At 67.8% G+C, this 22479-nt stretch carries 24 protein-coding genes; 15 read left to right on the top strand and 9 right to left on the bottom strand.

From position 1 onward, the window contains the following. Nucleotides 1-38 precede the first annotated feature (38 nt). Nucleotides 39-686, bottom strand: a complete 648-nt coding sequence (locus tag ACWIGI_RS10895; protein WP_454202161.1) for a hypothetical protein — start codon at nt 684-686, stop codon at nt 39-41. Nucleotides 687-704: 18 nt separating this feature from the next. Between ACWIGI_RS10895 and ACWIGI_RS10890 the strand changes: the two genes are divergently transcribed. From ACWIGI_RS10890 to ACWIGI_RS10825, 14 genes are all read left to right on the top strand, one after another. Beyond that, the gene (locus tag ACWIGI_RS10890; protein WP_454202160.1) at nt 705-956 is read left to right on the top strand and encodes a hypothetical protein; all 252 of its coding nucleotides are present in this window, start codon (nt 705-707) and stop codon (nt 954-956) included. Nucleotides 957-1271: 315 nt separating this feature from the next. Then, complete coding sequence (locus ACWIGI_RS10885) at nt 1272-2453, top strand: lipid-transfer protein (protein WP_454202159.1); 1182 nt, start codon at nt 1272-1274, stop codon at nt 2451-2453. A gap of 2 nt (nt 2454-2455) precedes the next feature. Beyond that, the gene (locus ACWIGI_RS10880) at nt 2456-2914 is read left to right on the top strand and encodes a MaoC family dehydratase N-terminal domain-containing protein (RefSeq protein ID WP_454202158.1); all 459 of its coding nucleotides are present in this window, start codon (nt 2456-2458) and stop codon (nt 2912-2914) included. Beyond that, nucleotides 2911-3330 carry a MaoC/PaaZ C-terminal domain-containing protein gene (locus ACWIGI_RS10875; RefSeq protein ID WP_454202157.1) on the top strand — a complete coding sequence of 140 codons (420 nt, stop codon included), beginning with the start codon at nt 2911-2913 and terminating at the stop codon, nt 3328-3330. The genes ACWIGI_RS10880 and ACWIGI_RS10875 overlap by 4 nt, the downstream gene beginning before the upstream one ends. 15 nt (nt 3331-3345) lie before the next feature. Next, nucleotides 3346-4176 (top strand): SDR family NAD(P)-dependent oxidoreductase, encoded by an 831-nt coding sequence (locus tag ACWIGI_RS10870; RefSeq protein WP_454202156.1) that lies wholly within the window; start codon nt 3346-3348, stop codon nt 4174-4176. Between the two features lie 132 nt (nt 4177-4308). Continuing rightward, on the top strand, nt 4309-5484 hold the full coding sequence (locus ACWIGI_RS10865) for a TetR/AcrR family transcriptional regulator (protein ID WP_454202155.1): 1176 nt from the start codon (nt 4309-4311) through the stop codon (nt 5482-5484). 78 nt (nt 5485-5562) lie between these two features. Further along, on the top strand, nt 5563-6750 hold the full coding sequence (locus ACWIGI_RS10860) for an MFS transporter (RefSeq protein ID WP_454202154.1): 1188 nt from the start codon (nt 5563-5565) through the stop codon (nt 6748-6750). 235 nt (nt 6751-6985) lie between these two features. Then, entirely contained in the window at nt 6986-7351 is a 366-nt protein-coding gene (locus tag ACWIGI_RS10855; protein WP_454202153.1) for a hypothetical protein, read from the top strand. After that, nucleotides 7348-8070, top strand: a complete 723-nt coding sequence (atpB, locus tag ACWIGI_RS10850) for a F0F1 ATP synthase subunit A (RefSeq protein WP_454202152.1) — start codon at nt 7348-7350, stop codon at nt 8068-8070. The genes ACWIGI_RS10855 and atpB overlap by 4 nt, the downstream gene beginning before the upstream one ends. A gap of 71 nt (nt 8071-8141) precedes the next feature. Beyond that, nucleotides 8142-8402: an ATP synthase F0 subunit C gene (gene atpE / locus ACWIGI_RS10845; protein ID WP_454202151.1), complete on the top strand. Its 261-nt coding sequence runs from the start codon at nt 8142-8144 to the stop codon at nt 8400-8402. A gap of 4 nt (nt 8403-8406) precedes the next feature. Further along, entirely contained in the window at nt 8407-8859 is a 453-nt protein-coding gene (locus ACWIGI_RS10840; RefSeq protein ID WP_454202150.1) for a F0F1 ATP synthase subunit B family protein, read from the top strand. Next, entirely contained in the window at nt 8856-9395 is a 540-nt protein-coding gene (locus ACWIGI_RS10835; protein ID WP_454202149.1) for a F0F1 ATP synthase subunit B family protein, read from the top strand. The genes ACWIGI_RS10840 and ACWIGI_RS10835 overlap by 4 nt, the downstream gene beginning before the upstream one ends. A gap of 257 nt (nt 9396-9652) precedes the next feature. Continuing rightward, a complete protein-coding gene (locus ACWIGI_RS10830) occupies nt 9653-10417 on the top strand; it encodes a DUF222 domain-containing protein (RefSeq protein ID WP_454202148.1) in 765 nt (254 codons plus the stop codon). Next, nucleotides 10414-11100: a DUF222 domain-containing protein gene (locus ACWIGI_RS10825; protein ID WP_454202271.1), complete on the top strand. Its 687-nt coding sequence runs from the start codon at nt 10414-10416 to the stop codon at nt 11098-11100. The genes ACWIGI_RS10830 and ACWIGI_RS10825 overlap by 4 nt, the downstream gene beginning before the upstream one ends. Before the next feature lie 872 nt (nt 11101-11972). Here the strand turns inward: ACWIGI_RS10825 and ACWIGI_RS10820 are convergent. Genes ACWIGI_RS10820 through ACWIGI_RS10810 form a run of 3 tightly spaced genes read right to left on the bottom strand, consistent with a single transcriptional unit; the run spans nt 11973 to nt 15813 of the window. Then, entirely contained in the window at nt 11973-12851 is an 879-nt protein-coding gene (locus tag ACWIGI_RS10820) for a hypothetical protein (RefSeq protein ID WP_454202147.1), read from the bottom strand. Next, the gene (locus ACWIGI_RS10815) at nt 12835-14046 is read right to left on the bottom strand and encodes an FG-GAP repeat domain-containing protein (RefSeq protein WP_454202146.1); all 1212 of its coding nucleotides are present in this window, start codon (nt 14044-14046) and stop codon (nt 12835-12837) included. The genes ACWIGI_RS10820 and ACWIGI_RS10815 overlap by 17 nt, the downstream gene beginning before the upstream one ends. Nucleotides 14047-14076: 30 nt before the next feature. Next, complete coding sequence (locus ACWIGI_RS10810; protein ID WP_454202145.1) at nt 14077-15813, bottom strand: hypothetical protein; 1737 nt, start codon at nt 15811-15813, stop codon at nt 14077-14079. 253 nt (nt 15814-16066) lie between these two features. Between ACWIGI_RS10810 and ACWIGI_RS10805 the strand changes: the two genes are divergently transcribed. Beyond that, a complete protein-coding gene (locus ACWIGI_RS10805; protein ID WP_454202144.1) occupies nt 16067-16447 on the top strand; it encodes a nitroreductase family deazaflavin-dependent oxidoreductase in 381 nt (126 codons plus the stop codon). On the opposite strand, the gene ACWIGI_RS10800 is transcribed toward ACWIGI_RS10805, so the two are convergent. The 5 genes from ACWIGI_RS10800 to ACWIGI_RS10780 all read right to left on the bottom strand — a co-directional run bounded on the left by ACWIGI_RS10800 (nt 16400) and on the right by ACWIGI_RS10780 (nt 22408). After that, nucleotides 16400-17485 (bottom strand): AraC family transcriptional regulator, encoded by a 1086-nt coding sequence (locus ACWIGI_RS10800; protein WP_454202143.1) that lies wholly within the window; start codon nt 17483-17485, stop codon nt 16400-16402. The two genes, ACWIGI_RS10805 and ACWIGI_RS10800, sit on opposite strands and share 48 nt — an antisense overlap. A gap of 285 nt (nt 17486-17770) precedes the next feature. Beyond that, on the bottom strand, nt 17771-19147 hold the full coding sequence (locus ACWIGI_RS10795) for an alpha/beta hydrolase (protein ID WP_454202142.1): 1377 nt from the start codon (nt 19145-19147) through the stop codon (nt 17771-17773). Then, nucleotides 19147-20418 (bottom strand): MFS transporter, encoded by a 1272-nt coding sequence (locus ACWIGI_RS10790; protein WP_454202141.1) that lies wholly within the window; start codon nt 20416-20418, stop codon nt 19147-19149. The genes ACWIGI_RS10795 and ACWIGI_RS10790 overlap by 1 nt, the downstream gene beginning before the upstream one ends. A 29-nt stretch (nt 20419-20447) precedes the next feature. Then, a complete protein-coding gene (locus tag ACWIGI_RS10785; protein ID WP_454202140.1) occupies nt 20448-21392 on the bottom strand; it encodes an alpha/beta hydrolase fold domain-containing protein in 945 nt (314 codons plus the stop codon). Nucleotides 21393-21403: 11 nt separating this feature from the next. Next, on the bottom strand, nt 21404-22408 hold the full coding sequence (locus tag ACWIGI_RS10780; protein WP_454202139.1) for an alpha/beta hydrolase: 1005 nt from the start codon (nt 22406-22408) through the stop codon (nt 21404-21406). Nucleotides 22409-22479: the final 71 nt, after the last annotated feature.

Raw genomic sequence — 22479 nt, 5'->3', positions numbered from 1 at the left:
GACGGTGTAGCGCGCGGGCGCGCCGGGTCCGAGTGCGGCTAGTCCTTGGTCTCGATCGCGATCTCGCCGCCGAGGGAATACCCGCCGGACAGCTCGAGGCCGTCGCCGCTCCAGAAGCGGCCCGGGTCATACCAATTGGCTTTGCGGTCCTTGGGCAGCAGGCCCATCTCCTGGTAGGTCACCGCGACGACCTCGGCGCAGTAGGCGCTCTCGAGCTCGCTGGTGGTGGTGCGCTCGGATTTGCGGCGGGGCAGGCGCGCGCCGCGACCGCGGAACCAGCGGCCCGCCAGGGCGGCGGTGGACGGGAACGGGGTGCCGTCCAGGCGGGCGATCGTGCGCAGCAGGTTCGCTTCCATGTCGGGGGTGACCGGGCGATCGAGCTGACGGAACCAGGCGCGCTGTTCGTAGCGCTCGGCCCAGACCATGACCGCGTCGCGCAGATTGTGCAGCTGGACCCCGCGATGGGTGGTGCCGGACCACATGTCGGGCAGGGAGCGGCCGAGCTCGGCGTGCCAGATCAGCGCGGGCAGATCGTCGATCACCACGGACATGCCGACGTGGTTGACGGGGCTGTTGGTGGTCATGCGAATCGCCCGGTCGGCGGCCGAATGACCGCGAAAGAGCCAGATGTCGCCGGTTCTGGTGAGCTCGAGTGCTCGGTCCAGTCCGATGCCGGTGTCGCTCATACCCGTAGCCTATGCGGTATGAGGTGGTGGAAGGCAGTGGGATTGGCGGGCGCGGCCGGTGTGGTCGCCACCGGCGTGGTCGTGGTGCGCGCCGAACGGCGGCGCCGCGCCTATACCCCGGACCAGGTTCGTGACCAGTTGCACGCGCGCTTCGCGCAGGCCGAGGCGGCCGGGGAAGTGGCCGACATCGCCGCTCCCGCACCGCAACCCGCTGCGGGGCTGCGCGAACGGCTCCGTCGCGTGTTCCGACGCGGACCCTTCGCTCGGTAGTCGGCACGGAACCCGTTCGGGTTCCGGTGTTCTCGTCCACGCGGTGTCGCCGTGATCCGCATTCGGGTCCGGTGACAGCCGCGGATACGGCTGTGCCCCATCGCTTCCGTGCGGTGTGAGCCGCCCACCCCGTCGCTTCCGGCCCCGGCCCGTTCGAGCGCTCAGCTCACGGAAGATCCGCCGCCGCGTTCGCTCAACTCTGCGAGTAAGTGAACCAGAATAAGCAGCATTCCGCCCTTCGGGGAAGCCTTTTTTGTAGCGCGCACTTCCCGTACCGTCCGATAAGTAAATTGCGAACAGTTTAGGAGGGCCTTTATGGCCACCACCGTCGTCGCCGGTGTGGGGATGATCCCGTTCACGACACCGCGCAACAGTCAGACCTACGACCTGATGGGCGAACAGGCCGTCCGCGCCGCGCTCGCGGACGCCGGGATCGCCTACGAGGCCGTGCAGCAGGCGTACGCGGGCTACGTGTACGGCGATTCGACCGCGGGCCAGGCCGCGCTGTACCGGGTCGGCACCACCGGCATCCCGGTCGTGAACGTCAACAACAACTGCTCCACCGGATCCTCGGCGCTGTTCCTGGCCCGCCAGGCCATCGAGCACGGGATCGCGGAGGTGGTGCTCGCGGTCGGGTTCGAGCAGATGCGGGCCGGCGCGCTCGCCGCCGGCTACACCGACCGGCCGACCCCCTTCGACAGCTTCGACCGGGTCGTCGAGGGCATCCAGGGCAGCGGCGACGAGCCGTTCGCCGCACGGTATTTCGGCGGCGCGGGCCGCGAGTACTGCGAGAAGTACGGCATGGATCCGGCGGTCTTCGCACAGATCGCGGTCAAGGCGCGCAAGCACGCGGCGAACAACCCGTACGCGGTGTTCCGCGACCCGGTCACGGTCGAGGAGGTGCTCGCCTCGCCGCGGATCTACGGCCCGCTGACCAGGCTGCAGTGCTGCCCGCCCACCGGCGGCGCGGCGGCCGCGGTGCTGGTGAGCGCCGACTACGCCCGCAGGCACGGGTTGCGCTCGGACGTGGCGATCAAGGCCCAGGCCATGACCACCGACGGCACCGCGACCTTCGCCGGAAATTCCATGCTGACGATCGTCGGCTCGGAGATGAGCCGCGCCGCCGCGACCCGGGTCTACGAGCAGGCCGGGGTCGATCCCCGCGATATCCCGGTCGTCGAACTGCACGACTGCTTCACCACCAACGAACTGCTGACCTACGAGGCCCTCGGCCTCACCCCCGAGGGCACCGCGGAGAAGTTCATCGCCGACGGCGACAACACCTACGGCGGGCGCGTGGTCACCAATCCGTCGGGCGGCCTGCTGTCCAAAGGACATCCGCTCGGCGCGACCGGACTCGCGCAGTGCGCCGAACTCGTCTGGCAGCTGCGCGGACAGGCGGGGGACCGCCAGGTCGAGGGCGCGAAGCTGGCGCTGCAGCACAACATCGGCCTCGGCGGCGCGGCCGTGGTCACGCTGTACGAGAAGGTGAGCTGACCGTGACCGTCGACCCCGCGCTCATCGGCGCCGAACTACCCGCGACCGTGCTCACCGTGGACGAGGGCCGACTTCGCTTCTTCGCCAAGGCGATCGGCGAGACGAACCCGATCTTCACCGACTCCGCCGCCGCGGCAGCCGCCGGGCACGCCACGCTCCCGGTGCCCCCGACGTTCCTGTTCGCCATCGAACTCGAACAACCCGATCCGTTCGCGTGGCTGGCCGACACCGGCGTCGACCTGCGCCGGGTGCTGCACGGTGAACAGGAATTCACCTACTACTCGCTCGCCCACGCGGGGGACGTGCTCACCGCGCGCCCCACCGTCGCCGATGTCTACGCCAAGAAGAACGGCGCCCTCGAGTTCATCGTCAAACGGACGAGCGTCACCCGGGCCGACGGCACCGCGGTCGCCGACCTGACCTCGGTGATCGTCGTGCAGAATCCGCGGGAGCGATCATGACCACCACCACGAAACTCGGTGTCGGACAGACCCTGCCACCGCTCGAGATCGACCCGATCTCCCGTACCACGCTGGCGCTGTTCGCGGGCGCCTCCGGCGACCACAACCCGATCCACCTCGACATCGACGTCGCGGCGTCGGCCGGACTGGACGACGTCTTCGCCCACGGCATGCTCTCGATGGCGTACCTCGGCAGACTGCTGACCGGGTACTTCGCACCCGAGTCGATTCGCTCGTACGCCGTGCGCTTCGCCGCCAAGACCCCGGTGCTGGGCCGCCCGACCGCGACCGGAACGGTCACCGCGGTCGACACCGTCGACGGCGAGACCCGGGCCACCCTCGACCTCGCCGTCACGCTCGCCGACGGCACCACCACCCTGATCGGCACCGCGGTCGTCGCGGTCGCCACGCCTTGAAAGGACATGCGGCACATGGGAAAACTGGACGGCAGAATCGCCATCGTCTCCGGCTCGGGGCGCGGCATCGGGCGTGAGATCGCGCTCAAACTCGCCTCGGACGGCGCGGCGGTCGTGGTCAACGATCTCGACGCCGACCCCGCCGGGGAGACCGTCGCCGCCATCGAGGCCGCGGGCGGCAGAGCGGTCGCCTGCGTGGGCAGCGTGACCGACGCCGACTTCGGCGAACGCTTCGTCGGCACCGCCGTCGAGCACTTCGGCGGGCTCGACATCATCGTCAACAACGCCGGCTACACCTGGGATTCGGTCATCCAGAAGATGACAGACGAGCAGTGGGACGCGATCCTCGACGTGCACCTCAAGGCGCCGTTCCGGATTCTGCGGGCGGCCCAGCCGGTGATCGCGGGACTGGTGAAGCAGGCCCGGGCGGCGGGGGAGCCGGTGCACGCGCGCAAGGTCGTGAACATCTCCTCGATCGCGGGCCTGGGCGGCAATGCGGGACAGGCGAACTACGCCGCCGCCAAGGCCGGTGTCACCGGGCTCACCAAGACCCTGGCCAAGGAGTGGGGCCGGTACAACGTCACCGTGAACACGGTCGCGTTCGGTCTGATCAAGACCAGGCTCACCGAGGCGTCGGCCGATTCCGGCGGCACCATCGACGTGGCGGGCAAGCAGATCAAGGTCGGGGTGAACGCGGACCTGCTCGCGGCGATGGAGAAGGGCATCCCGCTGGGGCGCGGCGGGACGCCCGCCGAAGCCGCGGGGGCGGTGTACCTGTTCTGCATTCCGGAGTCGGATTACATCAGCGCCCAAACCGTGGTCTGCGGAGGCGGTTTCAACGTTTGACGGCTGCCGCCCCGCACCGGCCGTGTGCCTTCCGGCGGCGCTGGACCCGATGGTGCGAGTACTCGGCGGTTTCGGCGATAGTCTTCCGCGAGAACTCGTCGGGGACGAGCCGATCGATCGAGAGCTAGAGGAATGGTGCAGACCGTGACCCGTCCGGCGCGTGGGACTCGCCCGGCCAACCGCCGGGAGCTCGTGCTGGCCGCCGCCGCCGAGCTGTTCTACCGCCGCGGGTACTCGCGGGTGTCGATGAAGGACATCGCCGAGGCGGTCGCGGTCAGCCCCGCCGCGCTCTACCGGCACTTCCGAAACAAACACGAACTGCTGGAAGCCGTTGTGGCGGAAGGACTCACCGCCGTACAGCTCGTGCTCGCCAGGGTACGCGCGGACGCGCTCCCCGACGCGGTCGCCCCGCTCGCCGAGGTGATGATCGAGCGGCGGGCGATCGGCGTGCTCTGGCATCGCGAGGCCAGGCACCTCACCGGGGAAGCGCGGCGGGAGATTCGCGGCAGACTCCGCGATATCGGCCGGGACCTCGCCGCCATCGTGCGCCGCGACCGCGCCGAGCTGGACGCAGTCCAGGCCGAGTTCCTGGCCTGGGCGATGCTCGGCGTCGCGACCAGCGTCTCGTTCCACGCGGTCGAGGTGGATCCGGACCTGCTGGCCGGGCTGCTGTGCGAGACCGCGGCGACCGAGATCCCCGCGTTCGGGGCTCCGATCCCGGCGGCCCCGGCGTCCTCGTGGTCGCCGTCGCGGCGCGCGGAGATCCTGGCGGCCTCCACCGAACTCTTCGCCGCACAGGGCTTCTCGGCGGTCGGCCTGGACGACATCGGGGCCGCGATCGGCATCGCGGGCGCGAGTCTCTACAACCATTTCGGCAGCAAGGCCGAGATCCTGTCCGCGGCCATCACGCGCGGCGGTGAGCTGCTGGGCGCGGATCTGGAGCGTGAACTCGCCCGCGCGCACGGCCCCGAGGACGCGCTGCGCCGGCTGGTCGGGAGCTACCGCGAGTTCGCGTTCGAGCACTCGTCCCTGGTCCGGCTGCTCAACTCCGAGGTGGACCAGCTCCCCGACGAGGACCGCCACCGCGCCCGCGCCGCCCAGCACGACTACATAGCGACCTGGATGCGCCTGCTGCGGCAGTCCGGAGTCGAGTCCGCCGACGCCCGCGCCCGAGTCCGGGTGCAGGCCGCGCTCAACACGATCAACGACGTCGCCACCACGCCGTCGCTGCGGCAGTACGCCGCCACCGTCGCTGCGGTCGAAGCGGTATGTCACACACTGCTTCTGGAGGGGCGCACCGGCGACTGACCTGCCGCACACTCCGCCGGGACGGTCACGTCGTATTACCGCCGGTACCCGGGTGCGGGCGTCCCTACCGTCGGTCGGGTGCATATCGATACCAGCGCCGAGGCGCCTGCCCGGCTCCGCGGTTCCGTTGTCCTGTTCATGTCGGTCGCGGCCGCCGTCGGCACCTCGGCCATCTACCCGATGCAGCCCGCGATCGCGGATGTCGCCGACGCGCTCGACACGCGCATCACCGCGGTCGGCATCGCGCTCGCGTGCGGACCCGTCGGCTACCTGATCGGCCTGGGTCTGCTTGTGCCGCTCGTCGATCGCTTCGCTCCGGGACGAGTGCTGGCCGCGCAGTTCGGGATTCTCGCCGCCGCCCTCGCGGTCGGCGCGGCCGTTCATTCCGTCGCCGTGCTCGGGGTGGTGATCGGCGTGACCGGGGCGTGCTCGGCGGTCGGGGCGGGGCTGAGTTCGGTCGCGGGGCGACTGGCGCCGCCGCGGCGGCGGGCGACGGTGCTGGGGGTGGTGACCGCGGGAATCTCGGTCGGGATCCTCGCCGGCCGGATCGTGGGCGGGTGGCTCGCGGACGCGATCGGTTGGCGCGGCATGCTGCTCGTCTTCGCCGCGGCGTGCGGTCTGCTCGCCCTCGGATGCCTGTCGGTGCTGCCCGCCGCGCCCGGCGGCAGCGAGCGCGGCTATCTCGCGACGCTGCGATCCCTGCCCGGCCTGTTCGTCCGTCACGCCACCCTGCGCGTCGCGGCCATCGGCGGTTTCCTGTGGTTCTTCGCGTTCTGCGCGGTGTGGGCGGGCCTCGCCGTCGCGCTGGCGCAGCCGCCGTACTCGTACTCGGCCGAACGGATCGGCCTGTACGCCCTCGCCGGACTGTCGGGCCTGGTGGCCACGCGGATCGCGGGCGCGCGGACCGACCGCGACGGTGCGCGCCGGGTGATCCTCGCCGGTCTCGCCCTGGCCGCGGTCGCGGCGGGGCTCGCGGGGTTCGGCCTCTCGAACACGGTGGTGACACTGGTCTGCCTGGCCGCCTTCGACGCGGGGCTCTTCGCCGCCCAGGTGGCCAATCAGAGCACGGTGCTGGCGATCGAACCCGCGGCGCCGGCCCGCTTCAACAGCGCGTACATGGTGGTGTACTTCGCGGGCGGCAGTCTCGGTACGGCGTTCGGCGCGGTGGCGGTCGAGTGGGCCGGATGGCCGGCCACCGCACTGAGCGCGGCGGCGGCGATCGGCGTCGCGGCGATGGTGGTGAGCCGGTCGCGGCGCGACGCGTGATCGGGGCAGTGCGGCAAGGGGTTTCGTACCGGCACGGGGCGTCACAGACTTTTGGTGGTATGCAAGTACCATTTTAGATGGTACGTTGATACCATCAAAAACAGGCGGGTGGCCGTTGATTCCGAACGGCCACCGGGCCACGTCTCGTCCATGTATACTACGAATTGTAGTAGTTGGAAGCCGTTGCGGGATTGGGGAATTCGGCTCCGCAACACTGTCGGTAGAGGGAGGGTTCATGTCGTATGCCACGGAACGCCGGCTGATCCTCGTCGGAGTGGGAACCGGGGCAGTGGTTCTCGCGGCGGCCGGGTTATTCGATCACCTGCTGTTCGGTGTATTCATCTGTGCCGGAATGATGTTGGGCCTGGCCAACGCCCATGTCGCTCGGGTGTCGATAGGGTGGGCCGGCGGCGGAGCGCGGTCCGGTGCGCGCGCTCTCGTCGCGGCGTCCGGGCTGCGGCTGTTCGGGGTCACCGCCCTGGCGTTCGTCATCGGAGTGCTGACACGACCGGACGGACTCGGAATCTTCTTCGGGCTGTTGGCCTTTCAGATAGCCACCCTGTTGAGCTACGCCCTCCCGATCCGGGAGCACGCGCGATGACCACGATCGAAGTGGGCCATCACGAAACCGCTCGGCTGTTCGGGCTCGACTTCCACGTCGACACCATCATCGCGACGGTGATCGCCGCGGTGATCGTCCTGGCCATGGCCTTCTACCTGCGGGTCAGGCTGACCTCGGGTGTCCCGAACGGGGTGCAGCTGTTCTTCGAGACGGTCACCGTCCAGATGCGCAGCCAGGTCGAATCCGCGATGGGTCTGCGGGTCGCACCGTTCGTCCTGCCGTTGGCGGTGACACTGTTCGTCTTCGTACTGCTCTCCAACTGGCTCTCGGTGCTCCCGGTGCAGTACGGCGACGGCGAGTTGATCAAACCGCCCGCCGCCGACGTCAACTTCGCCTATGCGCTGGCCCTGTTCGTCTTCGTCTGCTACCAAGCGGCGGGTATCGCGCGCCGCGGACCGGTCGGCCATGTCAAGCAGATCCTGAAGGGCCACATGGGCTGGGGTCCGATGGTCCTGATCAACATCATCGAGGAAGTGGCGAAACCGCTCTCGCTGGCGCTGCGCCTGTTCGGCAACATGTTCGCCGGTGGCGTGATGATCTCGGTGATCGCGATGCTCCCGGCGTGGATCAGCTGGGGCCCGAACGCCGCGTGGAAGATGTTCGACCTGTTCGTCGGACTCATTCAGGCCTTCATCTTCGCCCTGCTCACCGTTCTGTACTTCGGCCAGGCCACCGCGCTCGAGCGCGACGACCACTGACGGCCCGGTCCTCGAATCTGCCCGTGCGGCAGCACATTCCCGGTCAACCCGGAAACAGGAAGGAATACCCCATGGCAGAGGTAACGCACGAGACGATCGTCCAGGCGGCCGCGCTGATCGGCGGCGGGCTGATGATGGTGGGCGGTGCGATCGGCGCCGGGTACGGCAACGGCATGGCCGGCTCGGCCCTGATCACCGGGGTCTCCCGGCAGCCCGAACACGAAGGAAAGCTTCGCGGAAACTATTTGATGGCGGTCAGTCTCGTGGACGCCGTGTACTTCATCAACCTCACCTTCATGGCCCTGTTCGCCTTCGCGGCCCCGGGAAAGTAGACCGATGACAGGAACCCTTGCGACACAGAACTTTCTGATTCCCAACGGCACCTTCTTCGCCGAACTGATCATCTTCCTGCTGGTGTTCGCCGTCATCCGGTTGTTCGTGGTCCCGCCCGTGCGGGAGGTGCTCGCGCAGCGCGCGGCGCGCGTGGAGACGTCGGCGGCCGACCGGCAACGCGCTCGGGACGCCTTCGCGGCGGCCGAACACGACTACCGCTCGGCGGTGTCGGAAGCGCTCACGTCTGCGGCGGCACGGCGCGAGGATGCGAGGAAACAAGGCCGCGCCCTGGTAACCACCGCCTGCCGGCGGGCACAGGACGAGACCGACGACGCCGTGGCCACCGCCACCGCGCTCCTGCGCGCCGATGCCGCTCGCATCGGACCGCGGCTCGACGAGCATCTCGACACGCTGGCGACCGACCTCGCCCACCGCATGATCGGAGGCGGCCGATGAACGACCACGAGCGCATCTACGACATCACCTGGAACTGGCCGGTTTTCGTGAGTCAGCTGTTCGCGTTCGCGATCATCGTCGGCGCCCTGTCGAAATGGGTGCTGCCGCAGGTGCGGAGGATGATGCGGAACGCGCAGGGCACGATCGCCGCTCAAATCGAGGAAAGTGCCGGAGCCGCTGCGGAATTGGCTGCCGCAAAGGCGGCTTTCGGACGGGCGGCGGAGGCCGCGCGCGCCGAGGTGGTTCGCATCGAGCACGATGCTCGGCACGACGCGGAACGCATCCTGTCTGTGCTGCGTGAAACGGCGGCCGCCGAGGTCGAGCGGGTGCGTCGCGAAGGGGAGCGGAATGTCGCGACCGTCCGGCGGCAGTTGGAACACGATCTCGTGTCCGAGCTCGCGCACAGCGTCCTCGATCGCACCGAGACCGCGATGCGGGAGATGTTGTCGACGTCGGCGGCGCAGTCGGGCTGTATCGATCGGTTTCTCGAGGAACTCGACAGGGAGGATTACATAGCGGAGGTCCTCAGCCGATAGGAGATGGCTGGATCGGGGCCGGCCGCGTTGTCGAATTCGGTGAATGGCTGTTGCTTCACTCGAAAGGGTGGAGCAACGGCGGTTTCGGTGGTTTTCGTTTGGCGGAATTCCTATGACCAAAACGGTACTGATTCTGAATAAGCCTGTATCACAACGTGATTGGACTATTCGTGCTCGCTATGAAGGCGTAGAATAGGGGCATGGATTCGAGAGAGGTACCCACCATCGCGACGAGTGCCAAAGCACTCGCTGCCGCGGTGGAGAACCTGCTCGAATTGCCGATGTACTCGTTGGCCAAGGACGAGGTCATCGAAGTTATGCAGGAGCTCGAAACCAGCTTCCGCAAACTCGAAGCGGTCAAGCAGCGGTTCGCGCTCGAGTGCGGAGCACGGGACTTGGGCCCTCGGGCGGGCGTGAAGAGCCTGATCCTGTTCCTGCAACAAACACTGCGCCTGTCCTACGCCGAGGCCGCCGCCCGCGTACGCAACGCCGATCTGCTGTCGACAGTGTCGGCGGGTTCGAGCACCCGGCCCCCGAAATTGCCGCTCGTAGCCGCAGCACAAAGGGCCGGGGAGATCTCCGCCGATCATGTGAAGGCCATCAACGATGCGCTGACGCGGATCCCCGACGCCGCCGGTCCGGAAGTGAAGGATCATGCCGAGGAGCATCTGACCTCTTATGCCCGTGAGGGTGATCCGAAGGGTGTGACCAAGCTCGGGGTCCATATCCTGGCCCACGTCGATCCTGACGGGCGTTTGACCGAGGACCGGGACCGCCAGCGGGTCCGGAGCGTCAAGATCGGGCATCAGGGCATCGACGGCATGTACCCGATCTCCGGGTTCCTGACCCCGCAGTTGGGGGCGGTGATGATCCCGATGTTCGAGAAGTTCGGACGCCCGGCATGTGCAACCCGGACGATCCTGAAAGCCCGTGGACCACCGCTGAACTCGGGCTCGACACCGAACTCGACGACGGCGACGACACCGACGATGATGACGCCAAGGCCGACGACCCTTCGCTGACCCCGGCCCAGCGTGCCCGGATTGCCCTTCGCGCGAAGCTGCGCGCGGCCGCCAAACGCGATCACCGCAACGCCGAGCAACGCAACCACGATGCTCTGCTGGTGTTCTTCCGCCCGGACATGGGCCCCACGAAGCTGGGATCGCATCGCGGACTTCCGGTCTCGACCATCATCACCATGAACATCGAAGACCTCGAGAAGCGCGCCGGGGTCGCGACCACCGCGACCGGCGGCACCATGTCGATCACCCAGGCCCTCCAGGTAGCCCGGAATTCGACCCCGTACCTGGTGGTGCTCGACCGCAACGGCCGACCGCTGCACCTGTCCCGCGGGCAGCGTCTCGCCAACCCGGCACAACGCCTGGCGCTCACCGCCACCGAACGCGGGTGCACGCGCCCGGGATGCGACGCGCCAGCGAGCCGCTCGGCCGTCCACCACATCCGAGAGTGGGCAGATGGCGGCGAAACGGACATCGAGAACCTGACCCTGGCGTGCGATGCCTGCCACGCCCAGATCAACACCGGCCCTAACGGGTGGGAAACCGTTGTGATGGGCGAGGATTCGGAGAATCCGGGCAAAACGGGGTGGATCCCACCGCCACACATCGACCGAGCTCGTAGGCCACGTGTGAACTTCCGCCACCATCCCCAGTTCCCGGGAATCCCCGCACGATGGCGCTGTTAGCCACACACCCCGGTCGCGTTTCCCGGCTCACCGTTTTCCACGCTGCCTCTTCGGCTTTCCCATGCCGAAGGGGCTCCCCGCGCGTCCTGGAGGCTCGGCCTTTCCCACCCGTGCAGCGGGTGCGCCCCCACGCATCAGTGTTCACGCCCGTGGCCGACGTAGCTCACACCCCACACCCACCCCTGCGGCTTCCAGCGGGGTTCGGGAGAGCAGGCAAAACAGATGCGACAGTGCTGGTTACCTCGCCTGCCGTACCCGACCTATGGCTCCCCAGTTGGGAGCGCGTTCGCCCTTCCAGCCGGGCTGGGTGGCCGTGGGAACCTTCTCGAGACTCAACGACAAAGACTCGTCATCAGCACAATGAGGTGATGTCCATGGCGGTGATTGCCGTGCCCAGTCCAGGGTCGCGAACTCGGCCACGCATCCGAGGGCTTCGATCCCGTCGATCGGCCCGGAAGGGCTGGAACCGCAGTCGAGGCTCCCAACCGGCTCCGGCTGGTACTCCGTTATCCAGGCGTCCTTTCCCCGGTACGGCACCCAACCGCCGTCGAGTCTCTCGACGTGCCCCCGCTGGTACGCCGTTGGTCCTGGCTTCTTTCCTGCGGCAGGGCTCCCCGCCGCCGCCGAGGCACCCAACCCAACTCGGCCGGTACTCCGTTTTCTAGTCGTCTTTCGGGCGGTAGGGCACTCACCCGCAATCGAGTCACCCAACCCGCCCCGCTGGTACTCCGTTGTCCAGGCTTCCCTCCGGCGGCAGGGCTCCCACCGCACCCGAGTCACCCATGTCTTCCCGCCGGTACTCCGTCATCCAGTCATCTCTCCCCCGGGCAGGTCCAGAACCGCAGCCAACCCGCCCCACACATCTCGCCCCTTCAGTTGACGAACCGGAAGCAAGCCCGCTGCCCACCATCCCCCACGGTGCCCGACGACATACACACCATGCGGTACTCCTTGGCCGGCCGCTGCGAAAGAATCCCGTACAAATACCCGTTCGAACACGCCCGCGCCAGCGAATGCACCTCCTGTTCACCGCCTTTCGTCTCGAATACCACCGCCCCCTCCGCACAGTCGCCGTTCAAAAACGGCGCCAGATCCGCCAGCCATCCGATGGTCAGAATGTTCCACTCCGGATTCACCGCCCAGGTCGCACCGTCATAGGTAACCCCCGCGGGAAACTGGTTGGTGTGCTTGAAATCGAAGCCGAGGATCTGCGCGTTGAAATTGAAGGGCGGCAGCAGCGGCGGCGCGGCCGTTGTCGCATCGTTCGGGAATCGGAAGCAATTCTCAGTGCGTTGCACGGGATCGTTCCCACTGGGAGGCTGGGCGGCAATCTCTACCACCGCACAGACTTCGGCGTAGTCGCCCGCCGCCCTCTCAGCGATAGCCAGATACGGCAGTGGAATACCGCAGGAGGTACCGACGCGCACTTCCTCCTTCGCCCCGCCCTTGGCCTCGAATACGAATGTTCCGGTGGCGCAGAAGCCATCGAATGGCGTGGCATCTGCAAGAACACCGATGATCCCCGCATTGATACTCGGCGCCAAGGTGACGATATCGCCGTCGAACAGCGCACCGCTGGGCACGGTGGTGAAGTGATTGAGGCTCGTGCCGCCCAGACTCGAGCCGAAGGACAGCGTCGGTTCCAGCGCGGTCGCGCTCGGCGCCGCGCTGGTCACCGCGGCCGCGAAGACACCGAGTGCGATGGCCGATACCAGAAGAGAATTACGCACCGTGTCAGCCTCTTTCGCCACTGCGGTTGATCATGACCGCCACGTCCTCGGACAGGCTGGACATGCTGATGAGATCGAGTCGGCCGTCGCCGGTGAGATCCACGGCTTCCAGAGCTTGCGGGCCGAGGCCGATGGTGTGCTGCTCGATGTAGTCGAAACCGCGTTGCCCATTGCCCTTGAAGATCATGGCGGTGGATGGAATGTACTGTCCGGCAGCGATATCCATGATCCCGTCGCCGTCGAAATCCCCCACTGCCACCGCACACGGCGCGGCCGCCGGTCCGATGAGTTGCGGTGGCCCGAAGTTGCCCCGCCCGTCACCCCAGTGCACGCTGACGCTGAAGCCCGCGATATTGGCCGTGAGCAGATCCAGCGCACCGTCTCCGTCGACGTCGGCCAGCTTCAGATCCTCACTCGGCAACGCTGCGAGATTCCACCGCGGGGCGTCGAATCCGCCTCGCAGGTCGTTCAGCAGCACCCACACTCCCGAGGTCGCCAGATCGTGCATGGCCAGATCGGCGTAACCGTCCCCGTTCAGATCGCCGGCTATGACGCTGGCCTTGCCGAGTCCGACTCCGCGCCACTGCGGTGCGGCGAAGTGGCCCAATCCGTCTCCGCGCATGATGCCCACCCCACCGGGCACCGGCGCCAGATTGTTGAAGGCCAGGTCCAGCGCGCCGTCGTTGTCGAAGTCCGCCAGCGCGATACCGAACGGGATGCCGCCGGTGCGGTACGTGACATCGGGATTGACGTCGGTGGCGTAGATCCGATCCACCGCGAAGTCGCCGCGGCCGTCGTTGAGCAGTACCGAGATGCTCAGAAAGTTGGTGACCACCAGATCCGCCGCGCCGTCACCGTTCAGATCCCCGGCTTGCACCGCGTTCGCACCGATTTCTGTGTGTACGAATTGATTTCGCCGCAGTGCGCCCCGGCCGTCACCGAACAGCACACCCACTCCGTCGACCACCCCGGTGGCGGCCACATCGGTGTCCCCGTCTCCGTCGAAATCGGCGTATGCCATGGTCTGCCCGCCCACGGCCGGACCCAGCCCGCCCACGCGATACTGCGCTGATTCCCGGAAGATCGGATCGGCGCCTTCCGAAGAGCCGGAATGCGATCCGGGTGCTACCTGTGCGCCGGCCTGCCCGGCGGCGATCGCGCTCACCGCGAGCGCGAGTACCGCACTCGCGGCCCACAGTCGTTGTACTCCAGACATGGAGAACCTCTCGAAACAGTAGGAAAGATCTCAGCCCTGCGCCGTGCAGCTGTAGCGCGGGCGGCCGTTGATCGCGTCGATGAACCATTCGGGCCGAATCATCTGGCCGATGGAGGCGCGATCCGGAATGCGCAGGCACAGAGTGGGACCCGCGCTGCCCTGCGGCGAGTACTCGCTGGCGAAGGCTCGCGATAGACCCGCGCGCGGTGTACTCAGCGCGGCGCAGGCGGTGGCATCGGCGTCGGGCCGGCCGTGGCAATTGAACCAGTCCATCGAGTACGCCACCGAGAGCGCGGGTGAGGTGATGTTGCGCGGTACGCCGATCCAGTTGATCGAATCGCCGTGACTGCCGCTCTCGTACACGATTGTCTGCACCGGCGCGGTGGTACCCCCGGCAACAATGTCGCGGTGCCGATCCATCGTGCCGAATGGCCCGTCGGTGGGATTGAAGAACGGCTGATAGAAGTTGGTGAGGCCGTAGCCCGACAGCCCCGGTATGTCGAGATCCGCGGTCTGCATCTGCAGCGGCACGTCGGTCACCAGCGCCGTATACCCCGACATGACCGATGCCGATGCGATTCTCGGCAGTGGCCTGCCGTCGATGCCGTGCCCCTTGACCTGCCAATTCAGGTAATTCGAGGTGCCGACCGCGCCGACGGATTGCCCGAAGAGATTGACCCAGTTCAGGTCCATCTTCTCGATCCACGGATTGCTGATGTTCGCGCCCCCGGCCGCTGCGTAGGCCGGGTTCTGTCGGTTCACGCGCGGCACCATGAGAATGTTGTTCAGCTCGTTGCCGAGATCGATGACGGGGGTGATGGGTTCGTTGAACACCCAGCGCACCGCGTCCTGGACGTCGCGGCAGGATCCGGGCGCGAAGCAATCCGGCACGCTCAGCAGCGGCAGCACCATGTCCAGGGCGTTGCCGTCGCTGTCGGGCTGACCGGATTGGGCGAAGGTGACGGTCATGTAGCCGTTGCGAGCCGCGGATTGGGCGTACATGCCGATGTGGTTCATCGCTTCGGCCGCACCCGGCGCGCCCACCGCGACCGGATATTTCCGGTCCGATTCCAGTGCGCCGTAGGGCATCCACACCATGGCGGCCATGGATATGCCCCGCGAGTTGATGATTCGGAACTTTTGAACGTCGCCGAGTTTGAACTCCGCGCCGGAGTTTTCCGGAGCGCAAGCGCCGGAAAGGGTTTCGTACCAGACGGTGCCGTCGGGGTTCAGGCACGGATAGCGAAATTTCGCGCTGTTGTACTCGGGCCGGTCGTATTCCCCGTCCAGGACGGTGTCCGATTCGAAGCCGGGGAGCAATTGTCCCGCGGTATCGGCGATGCCGAAGTTGCCGTCGTGATTCCAGTCGGGCAGGTAGTCCGGGTGCGGCGGGAATCCGATTCCGGCGGGCTCGACGTGCGCCAGGGTGTCGAAGATCCGCTGCGCCGCGCTCGCCAATCGCAGTGCGGCGTCGGGCGAGTTGTAGGTCTCCGGTTTCGCGAGGTCCTCGAAGGCCTCGGTCCAGTTGCCCGCCACGGTCATGATCCCGGCCTTGACGAAATAGTCGAGCATTCCCGGGCGCGTGACGTCGGACAAGGTGCCGCCGAGTAGATCCCCGATCTGATTCAGGACATAGGCCGGATCCGGCGGCTGCGGGCTTATATCGGGGTTCGCGCCCGCCGGTATCGCACCGCTCCCGGCCACGGTGAATGCCGTCACCGCGATCGCGGCGCAGACCGTGCGGGCCAATCGACGGGAATGTTTCACCCGGATCCTCCTGTATGCCAAGAACAACGAGCTGTCAGGAAAACGCTAGGTCGCCGCGGGTCTCGATACCGCGCCATGAGATGCCAGGAGGTTGACATCTGCGGACAAGGCGAATGACGGCGGAAATCGTCAATTCTCCGACCGCGATTGATCTGGTCACCGAGGCCGACCGCCGATAGTTTCGGCAGATTCGCACGTTCGCGTGGACAGGGTGGAATCGACCATGGCGCAGGGAAATACAGATCGGCCGGGGATGTCGGATGGCATCGCGCCGCGGTGGCTCGCGCTGTTCAATCGCCGAGTCACGAATAGGTTCGCACGGCTCTACGCCGGCAGGATTCCGCCCTACAGCCTGATTCATCATCGCGGCCGAAGGTCCGGAAAGCCCTTCACCACACCGGTACTCGCGCACTTCGATCACGACAGGCTCTACGTGCCGCTGCCCTACGGAACCGGATCGGATTGGGTGCGCAATGTGCTCGCCGGTGGCGGCGAGGTGACCTATCGGCGCACGACGCGCCGTTTCACCGGCCCCCGCATCGTGGAGGCGGGCGCGGCCGGCGAATTACCGGGCAGGGTGCGGCGACTATCCCGCGTGACGCGAATACTGGTCGCGGATCTGACCGTGACCTGACGGATGCGACGCCGCCCCGGCTCCGACCAGGGTCGCCGGCCGCGCTCGGCGCAGCCGGTACTCGCCGGGCGGGCAGCCCTTCCAGCGCCGGAAAGCGCGGATGAACGAGGCGGATTCGGCGTATCCCAGCCGCACGGCCACCTGCTCGGTGGTCATCTCGGTGTGTTCGAGGAGTTCCTCGGACAGCACCTGCCGGACTTCGTCCACCAGTGCCCGGAACGAGGTGCCCTCCTCGTTGAGCCGCCGGGACAGGGTGCGCGGGCTGATGAACAGTCCGGCCGCCACCTCCGCCTGGTCGGGAATGCGGCCGGGATCGCGCACCAGTAGATCGCGAACGGTGCCCGCGATGCCCGTGCGCGCTCGCCGCCGCGCGAGCAGATCCCGGCACAGCTGTTCACAGGTACCCCGCGCCCATTCGTTCGCCTGCGGCAGCGGCATATCGAGGTAGGCGCTGTCGAAAGCGGCCTCGTTGCGCACGGCGTCGAAGTCCGGGGCGATGCCGAAAGCCGCGCGATAGCGTGTGATGTCGGCCGGGCCGGCGTGCCGAAAGGTGATGCGGTGGAACGGAACACCGGCGGGGAACAGCTCGCGCCCGATCATCCGGATACCGGTGAGCACGCGCTCGGTGAGGAAACCGCGCACGTCCTCGGGCAATTCGTGATCGTCGAAGATCAGCCGTGCCTCGGAGTCGGTCTCCTCGAATCGAACCTGCCCGAACGCGAAGGCCAATTCCACATAGCGCAGCGCCACCTCGATCGATTCGCGCAAGGTGCGACTGGCGAGCATGGCCAGCCCCCAGGGACCGTACAGCGAGATGTGATAGCGACTGCCCGCCGCGACGCCCAGACCCGGCTCGTCCCCAAATCGGGCGATCAGGTTGCGTACCACCGTGAGTTCCTGCCGGGCGGTGATCTCCGAGTGCGGGTCGAGGATCGCCTCCGGCGCCAGATTCGTTCCGGACAGGCATGCCGCGGCCGACATTCCCCGCTCCTCGGCGAGCAGCGTCATGACGTGCACGCTGGAGGTGTTCCTCAGCAAATCCCAATCGAACATATGCCCGCAGTCCCCATCGACGAACCAGCAGCTCCACAATCTCAGCTGTACCGGACAGTATCGGTCCGCTCGGCGAAATGCGATGGGGATGCCCCAAAAATTGACTGCTTCGCGCCCATTGACACCGTTCAGGGCGTTATCGCCGAGCTGCTCCGCCGACTGCCTGCGCTACGGCTGGACAGCTCTGACCAGCATCGAGGTTGTGCACAGTGCGCAAAGACGGGTCATCGACACCTCGGTCACCCTGTCGCACAGGGTGACCCATACGGTTCAGCTCCGCAGGATCCGAATCGTGGCGGAGCGGACCTCGGTGTTCGCTCCCGGGGTGTACTGCTGACGCTCGTTCGCCGCGCCCAGATCGACGGGGATGGTGAGCCTGCCCGCCGCGTCCACGGTCACGGCCGTGGCCTTGCCGTCGACGGTGACCGTCGGCGTGCTCCGGAAGATCGGGGGTGTGGTGATGGTGGTCGCGCCGGAACCGCTGACGGTGAATCCGTCCGCACTCACCGCGCGCAGGTCGAGGAATTCGAGGGCGCGTTGCGGATCCGCCTCCACCGACCAGCCCCAGACGTCGAAAGACGGTTCTGTCGACCGGAAGTCGAAGACGGCCGGGGCCGCCGCCGGGGCGGTGAAGACCTGCTCGAAACGCTCGATCGCCTGCCGCATCTGCGCTTCGAACAACGCGACGCCGTGGCACCCCCAGGGCAGTTCCACCCAGCGATGCGCGATGCCCAGATCCGTCAGGACCGCGTGCATGCTGCGGCTCGCCGGGTTGATGATGCCGCCCTCGAGCGGGCAGCCGACCGAGGCTTCGACCTGGGTTTCGCCGCCGGCGGGGTCGTACACCCCGTTGCCGGTGTACAGCTGCAGGTCCACGGCGGCGAGGTTGCCCGCCAGATCCGCCGGATTGTGCCCGCGCCAGCGGATTTCGTGCGCCGCGCGCGAACCGTAGATCGCGTCGCCCGCCTCGTTCTGCAGGCGCGGGGATATCGCCAGCAGGTCCCAGGTGATCGGGAGGTTGGTGTCGAGAACGCCGGACAGGCTTGCCGCGGCGGCGAACAGGTCCGGATGCCGGGCGCCGAGCATCATGGTTCCGAAGCCGCCCATGGATTCCCCCATGATCGCGCGGTGCGAGCGCTCGGGAATGGTCCGGAAGCCGGCGTCGATCAGCGGAACGAGCTGCTCGATCACGAACGACTCGTACTTCGGCGCGAAGGCTCCGCCCGCACCCAGCCAGTCGGACCAGTAGCCGGCGTCGCCGCGCGGGGAGACGACGAGCGACGGGTACGCCGCGGTGACATCCTCGCCGTCGTAGGAACGAAAAGTGGTCTCGTCGTGCGCGGTTCCGCCCAGGTAGTAGGTCACCGGCCAGCGCCGGTCACCGTCGGCGTCGTAGCCGGCCGGGAAGGTGATCTCGACGGGCACCGGTGCGGCGAAGGCGTCCGTGGCGACGGTGATGCGCAGTGTGCGCGGGGTCAGCCACTGCCGGTCGAGGATCGCCGCGGCCGCACCGGGCGGTTGCGCCGTGACCGGTGTCGCGCCGCACGCGAGTGCGATGCCGACGACGGCCGCGGCGAGCAGCCTGCGCGGTCGCCCCGAAGTCGTTGCGCGCCGGGTCATACCCGTGGATCCGATGTTTCGCTTCATTACCGCACCGTCCGAATCGGAAGAACAACCAGTCCGCCGAGCACGGCGGCGACGATCGCGCCGGCGAACAGCGCGGAGTAGTTGGGCCCGGCGTCGCCGAGCGCCAGCAGGGGCGTGGCCACCACCGGCAGCAGGAGCTGGGGCAGCTGGTACGACAGGGCGATGACGGCCAGTCCGGCGCCCGCCCCGGAATCCGGTGAGTCGGGCAGTAATTCGGTCATCATGGCGACGTCGACGCAGACGAACGCGCCCTGTCCCATACCGACCAGCGCGATGCCGAGGGTGAAGACCACCAGTTCGCTCGCCGACATCGTGACCAGCAAGCCCAGCGCGGTGAACAGCGCCGAGGAGTACACGATCACCTTGCGCCGTCCCGTGCGATCGGAGATCCAGCTGAACAGCACGCTGGTGAGAACACTGGCGGCGAACATGACGCCGATGACGCCGCCCTGCGCCGTGGTCGCGTCGTCTTCGCTCAGGCCGAGCCGGTCGGTGAGCAGATACAGCAGATACGTCGCCACCGATACCAGCGCGAGCGTAACCAGCAGCCGGCACAGCCAGGCCCACGCGAAATCCGGATACCGGATGGGATTGATCCAGTAGCTGCGCAGCAGACCGCGCGGATCGATCGGCACGGGCTCGGTGCGCACGATGTCGCGCAGCACCAGCACCATGGCAATGCTGGTCAGCAGCGAGAGCACCGCCGGAATGCCGAACCAGAACACGGGATCATCGGGGAGCGCGCCGATCAGCCAGCTGCCCAGCGCCGGCGCGAGCGCGGTGCTCATACCGAACGCGGCGGCGACTCGCGCGCGGATGCGAGTGCGAATCTGTTCCGCCAGTAGCGCGTTCAGCGCCATGGTGGTCGCGCCGAAGCCGGCCTGGGTGATGGCCCAGCCGCCGATGATGGCGGGCACGCTCGGCGCGAGCGCGAGCACCGCCAGGCCGAAGGTGCTGACCAGCGCACCGCCGAGGATGAACGGGCGGCGGATACCGGCCCGGGAGGTGGAGACGTCGCTGATGCGCCCGAGCGGCGCCGAGACGAGGATGATCACCACGCCGCCGACGGCGACCGTCAGCGAGAGCAGATCGGATTTGTGGGCGGGGTCGAGTTCGGCGAGCCGCAGCGGGATGCTGACGAATCCCGCCGACAGCGCGGCCAGTGCAGCGCCGAAGTAGGCCAGTACCAGGGTGGGCAGGAACAGCGACGACTGTGTGCTGCCCGGCAGTTCGGCGGCATCGGTGTCGGGCATGGATTCGATTTCGGACATCATTGTCTTCCAAAGGGTGGAGCGGAATCTCAGTCGTGCAGCGCGCGCAGCGCGTCCACCACGACGACGGCCGCCGTGCGGGCGGTGGGTGACACGCGTTCGAAGAGGGCGCCGTTGTGCGGCAGTCCGAGGAGTTCGATCGCCGAGACCGGCACCCCGGCCGCGGACAGCGCCGCCGCGTAGCGCGCGCCGTCGTGGCGGATCACGTCGCATCCGGCGGTCAGAATGTAGGCCGGGGGCAGGCCGGTGAGATCGGCTGCGCGCAAGGGCGATACGAGCTGATCGCGCCACAGCGAGCGATCGGGCAGGTACCAGCTCAGAATCGTCTCCAGCGAATCCCGTTCCGCGGGAGCCGCTTCGCTCACATCGCGTTCGGCCGGATCGTCGGTCAGGTCGAGGAAGGGGACCTCGAGGATCTGCTGCCGCAGCGGGTGCCGGGCGCGATCCCGGTTGAGCAGGGTCAGCGCGGCGGCCAGATTGCCACCCGCCGACTGGCCCCACAGTCCGATGCGGGCCGGATCGATGCCGAGCGAATCACCTTCGCGGACAAGCCAGTCGAGCGCGGCGTACCCCTGTTCCAGCGCGGCCGGGAAAGGATGTTCGGGGGCGAGCGCGTAATCGACGGCGGCGACCACCACCTCGGCGTCGGCGGCGCGGCGGGCGCACTGGGCATCGGTGGCGGGATGATGCAGGCCGCCCTGGATGAAGCCGCCGCCGTAGAAGAACAGCGAGACCGGGAGATCGGTCGCGGCGGTGTCCGGGTAGTACAGGCGCACGGTCACATCCGGGTACCCCTCGACCGGAACGAGCTGATCACGGGTCCGCAGCGCGGGACCGGGCAGCCCGATGCGCGGGAAGACCGCCTGCTCGAATTCCCAGGCCCGCTTACGCTGTTCGCCCGGATCGGTGGTCGGTTCCGGCAGGGGAACACCCAGTTCGGTCAGGGCGCGAACGATAGCTGCGTCGAGTGGCATGTCGGGTCTCCTCAGCGTGCGGCGGGCGCGGTCGATTCGCTACGGCTGCGCAGGAAACCGGCGACGCGGTCCTGCCAATCACGGGCGATGGCGGAGATCTCGGTGATCGCGGCGGTGCCGTGCAACTGCCCCGGGGCACACCAGCTCCGCACCGGAACACCGGCTGCGGCGAGCCGTTCGGCGTAGGCAATGCCGCAGTCGCGCAGCGGGTCGAGTTCGGCCGTGATGACCAGTGCGGGTGGCAGATTCGTGAGATCGGCGACATCGGCGGGCGTGGCCCAGCCCGAGTCCGGACGGGCAGCTCCGAGGTAATCGGTGCGCAGCGCGGCCAGTTCGGCGCCGAGGTTGTTGAGTTCGGCGTAGGCGCGGTACGACTCGTCGTCCTCGATATCGAAGGCGGCTGCCGGTACCTCCAATACCTGGTGGTCGAGCCGGATTCCGAGGTCACGGGCGTGCACGGCGACCAGGGCCGCGAGGTTGCCGCCCGCCGAACTGCCGCCGACGCCTATGCGCGCGGGATCTATCCCGAACTCCGAGGCCCGGTCGAGCAGCCAGCGCAGCGCGTCGATGCCGTCCTCGATCGCGGCCGGGAAGGGGTGTTCGGGCGCGAGCCGGTAGTCCACGTCGAAGACGTCGAGGCCGCCGGCGACCGCGCGGGTGCGCCACAGCCGATCGTTGATCGACTCGTGCACGCTGCCGATGACGAAGCCCCCGCCGTGGAACCCGAGATGCGCCGCGCGGGGTCCGTCGGCGAGCGGCGGCCGGTAGTGCACGACGGTGATGTGCCCGGCGCGCGTGGGCACCGAGTACTCGATGACCTCGCAGTCCGGCGGGCCGGGAACGGTGAAGAGCTCGGCGAGCGCGTCGGACAGTTCGCGCGCCGCCGCGCGCCGCACGGATCGGTCCGGCGACGTGAGACCGGGCAGCCCGGCGGAGATTCGCAGATTGGCGGCGAGCCAGTCCAGGACCGGCGGTTCGCATCCCGCCGATGCGGCCAAACGCATGTAATCTGGCATTCAACCTCCATCGAAGTGCTTCTACGAAGAACTCTACGTTCGATTGTGACGTGCGTCAACAAACACAGCGA

The organism is Nocardia sp. NPDC055321 (assembly GCF_053645575.1).
Note: the sequence above shows the minus strand (reverse complement) of the source record. Positions and strands in the feature narration are given on the sequence as shown.

Coding starts and splice junctions, on each gene's coding strand:
- ACWIGI_RS10895 (WP_454202161.1), bottom strand. CDS start 686: ATGAGCGACACCGGCATCGGACTGGACCGAGCACTCGAGCTCACCAGA.
- ACWIGI_RS10890 (WP_454202160.1), top strand. CDS start 705: ATGAGGTGGTGGAAGGCAGTGGGATTGGCGGGCGCGGCCGGTGTGGTC.
- ACWIGI_RS10885 (WP_454202159.1), top strand. CDS start 1,272: ATGGCCACCACCGTCGTCGCCGGTGTGGGGATGATCCCGTTCACGACA.
- ACWIGI_RS10875 (WP_454202157.1), top strand. CDS start 2,911: ATGACCACCACCACGAAACTCGGTGTCGGACAGACCCTGCCACCGCTC.
- ACWIGI_RS10870 (WP_454202156.1), top strand. CDS start 3,346: ATGGGAAAACTGGACGGCAGAATCGCCATCGTCTCCGGCTCGGGGCGC.
- ACWIGI_RS10865 (WP_454202155.1), top strand. CDS start 4,309: ATGGTGCAGACCGTGACCCGTCCGGCGCGTGGGACTCGCCCGGCCAAC.
- ACWIGI_RS10855 (WP_454202153.1), top strand. CDS start 6,986: ATGTCGTATGCCACGGAACGCCGGCTGATCCTCGTCGGAGTGGGAACC.
- atpB (WP_454202152.1), top strand. CDS start 7,348: ATGACCACGATCGAAGTGGGCCATCACGAAACCGCTCGGCTGTTCGGG.
- atpE (WP_454202151.1), top strand. CDS start 8,142: ATGGCAGAGGTAACGCACGAGACGATCGTCCAGGCGGCCGCGCTGATC.
- ACWIGI_RS10840 (WP_454202150.1), top strand. CDS start 8,407: ATGACAGGAACCCTTGCGACACAGAACTTTCTGATTCCCAACGGCACC.
- ACWIGI_RS10835 (WP_454202149.1), top strand. CDS start 8,856: ATGAACGACCACGAGCGCATCTACGACATCACCTGGAACTGGCCGGTT.
- ACWIGI_RS10815 (WP_454202146.1), bottom strand. CDS start 14,046: ATGTCTGGAGTACAACGACTGTGGGCCGCGAGTGCGGTACTCGCGCTC.
- ACWIGI_RS10805 (WP_454202144.1), top strand. CDS start 16,067: ATGTCGGATGGCATCGCGCCGCGGTGGCTCGCGCTGTTCAATCGCCGA.
- ACWIGI_RS10795 (WP_454202142.1), bottom strand. CDS start 19,147: ATGAAGCGAAACATCGGATCCACGGGTATGACCCGGCGCGCAACGACT.
- ACWIGI_RS10790 (WP_454202141.1), bottom strand. CDS start 20,418: ATGTCCGAAATCGAATCCATGCCCGACACCGATGCCGCCGAACTGCCG.
- ACWIGI_RS10785 (WP_454202140.1), bottom strand. CDS start 21,392: ATGCCACTCGACGCAGCTATCGTTCGCGCCCTGACCGAACTGGGTGTT.
- ACWIGI_RS10780 (WP_454202139.1), bottom strand. CDS start 22,408: ATGCCAGATTACATGCGTTTGGCCGCATCGGCGGGATGCGAACCGCCG.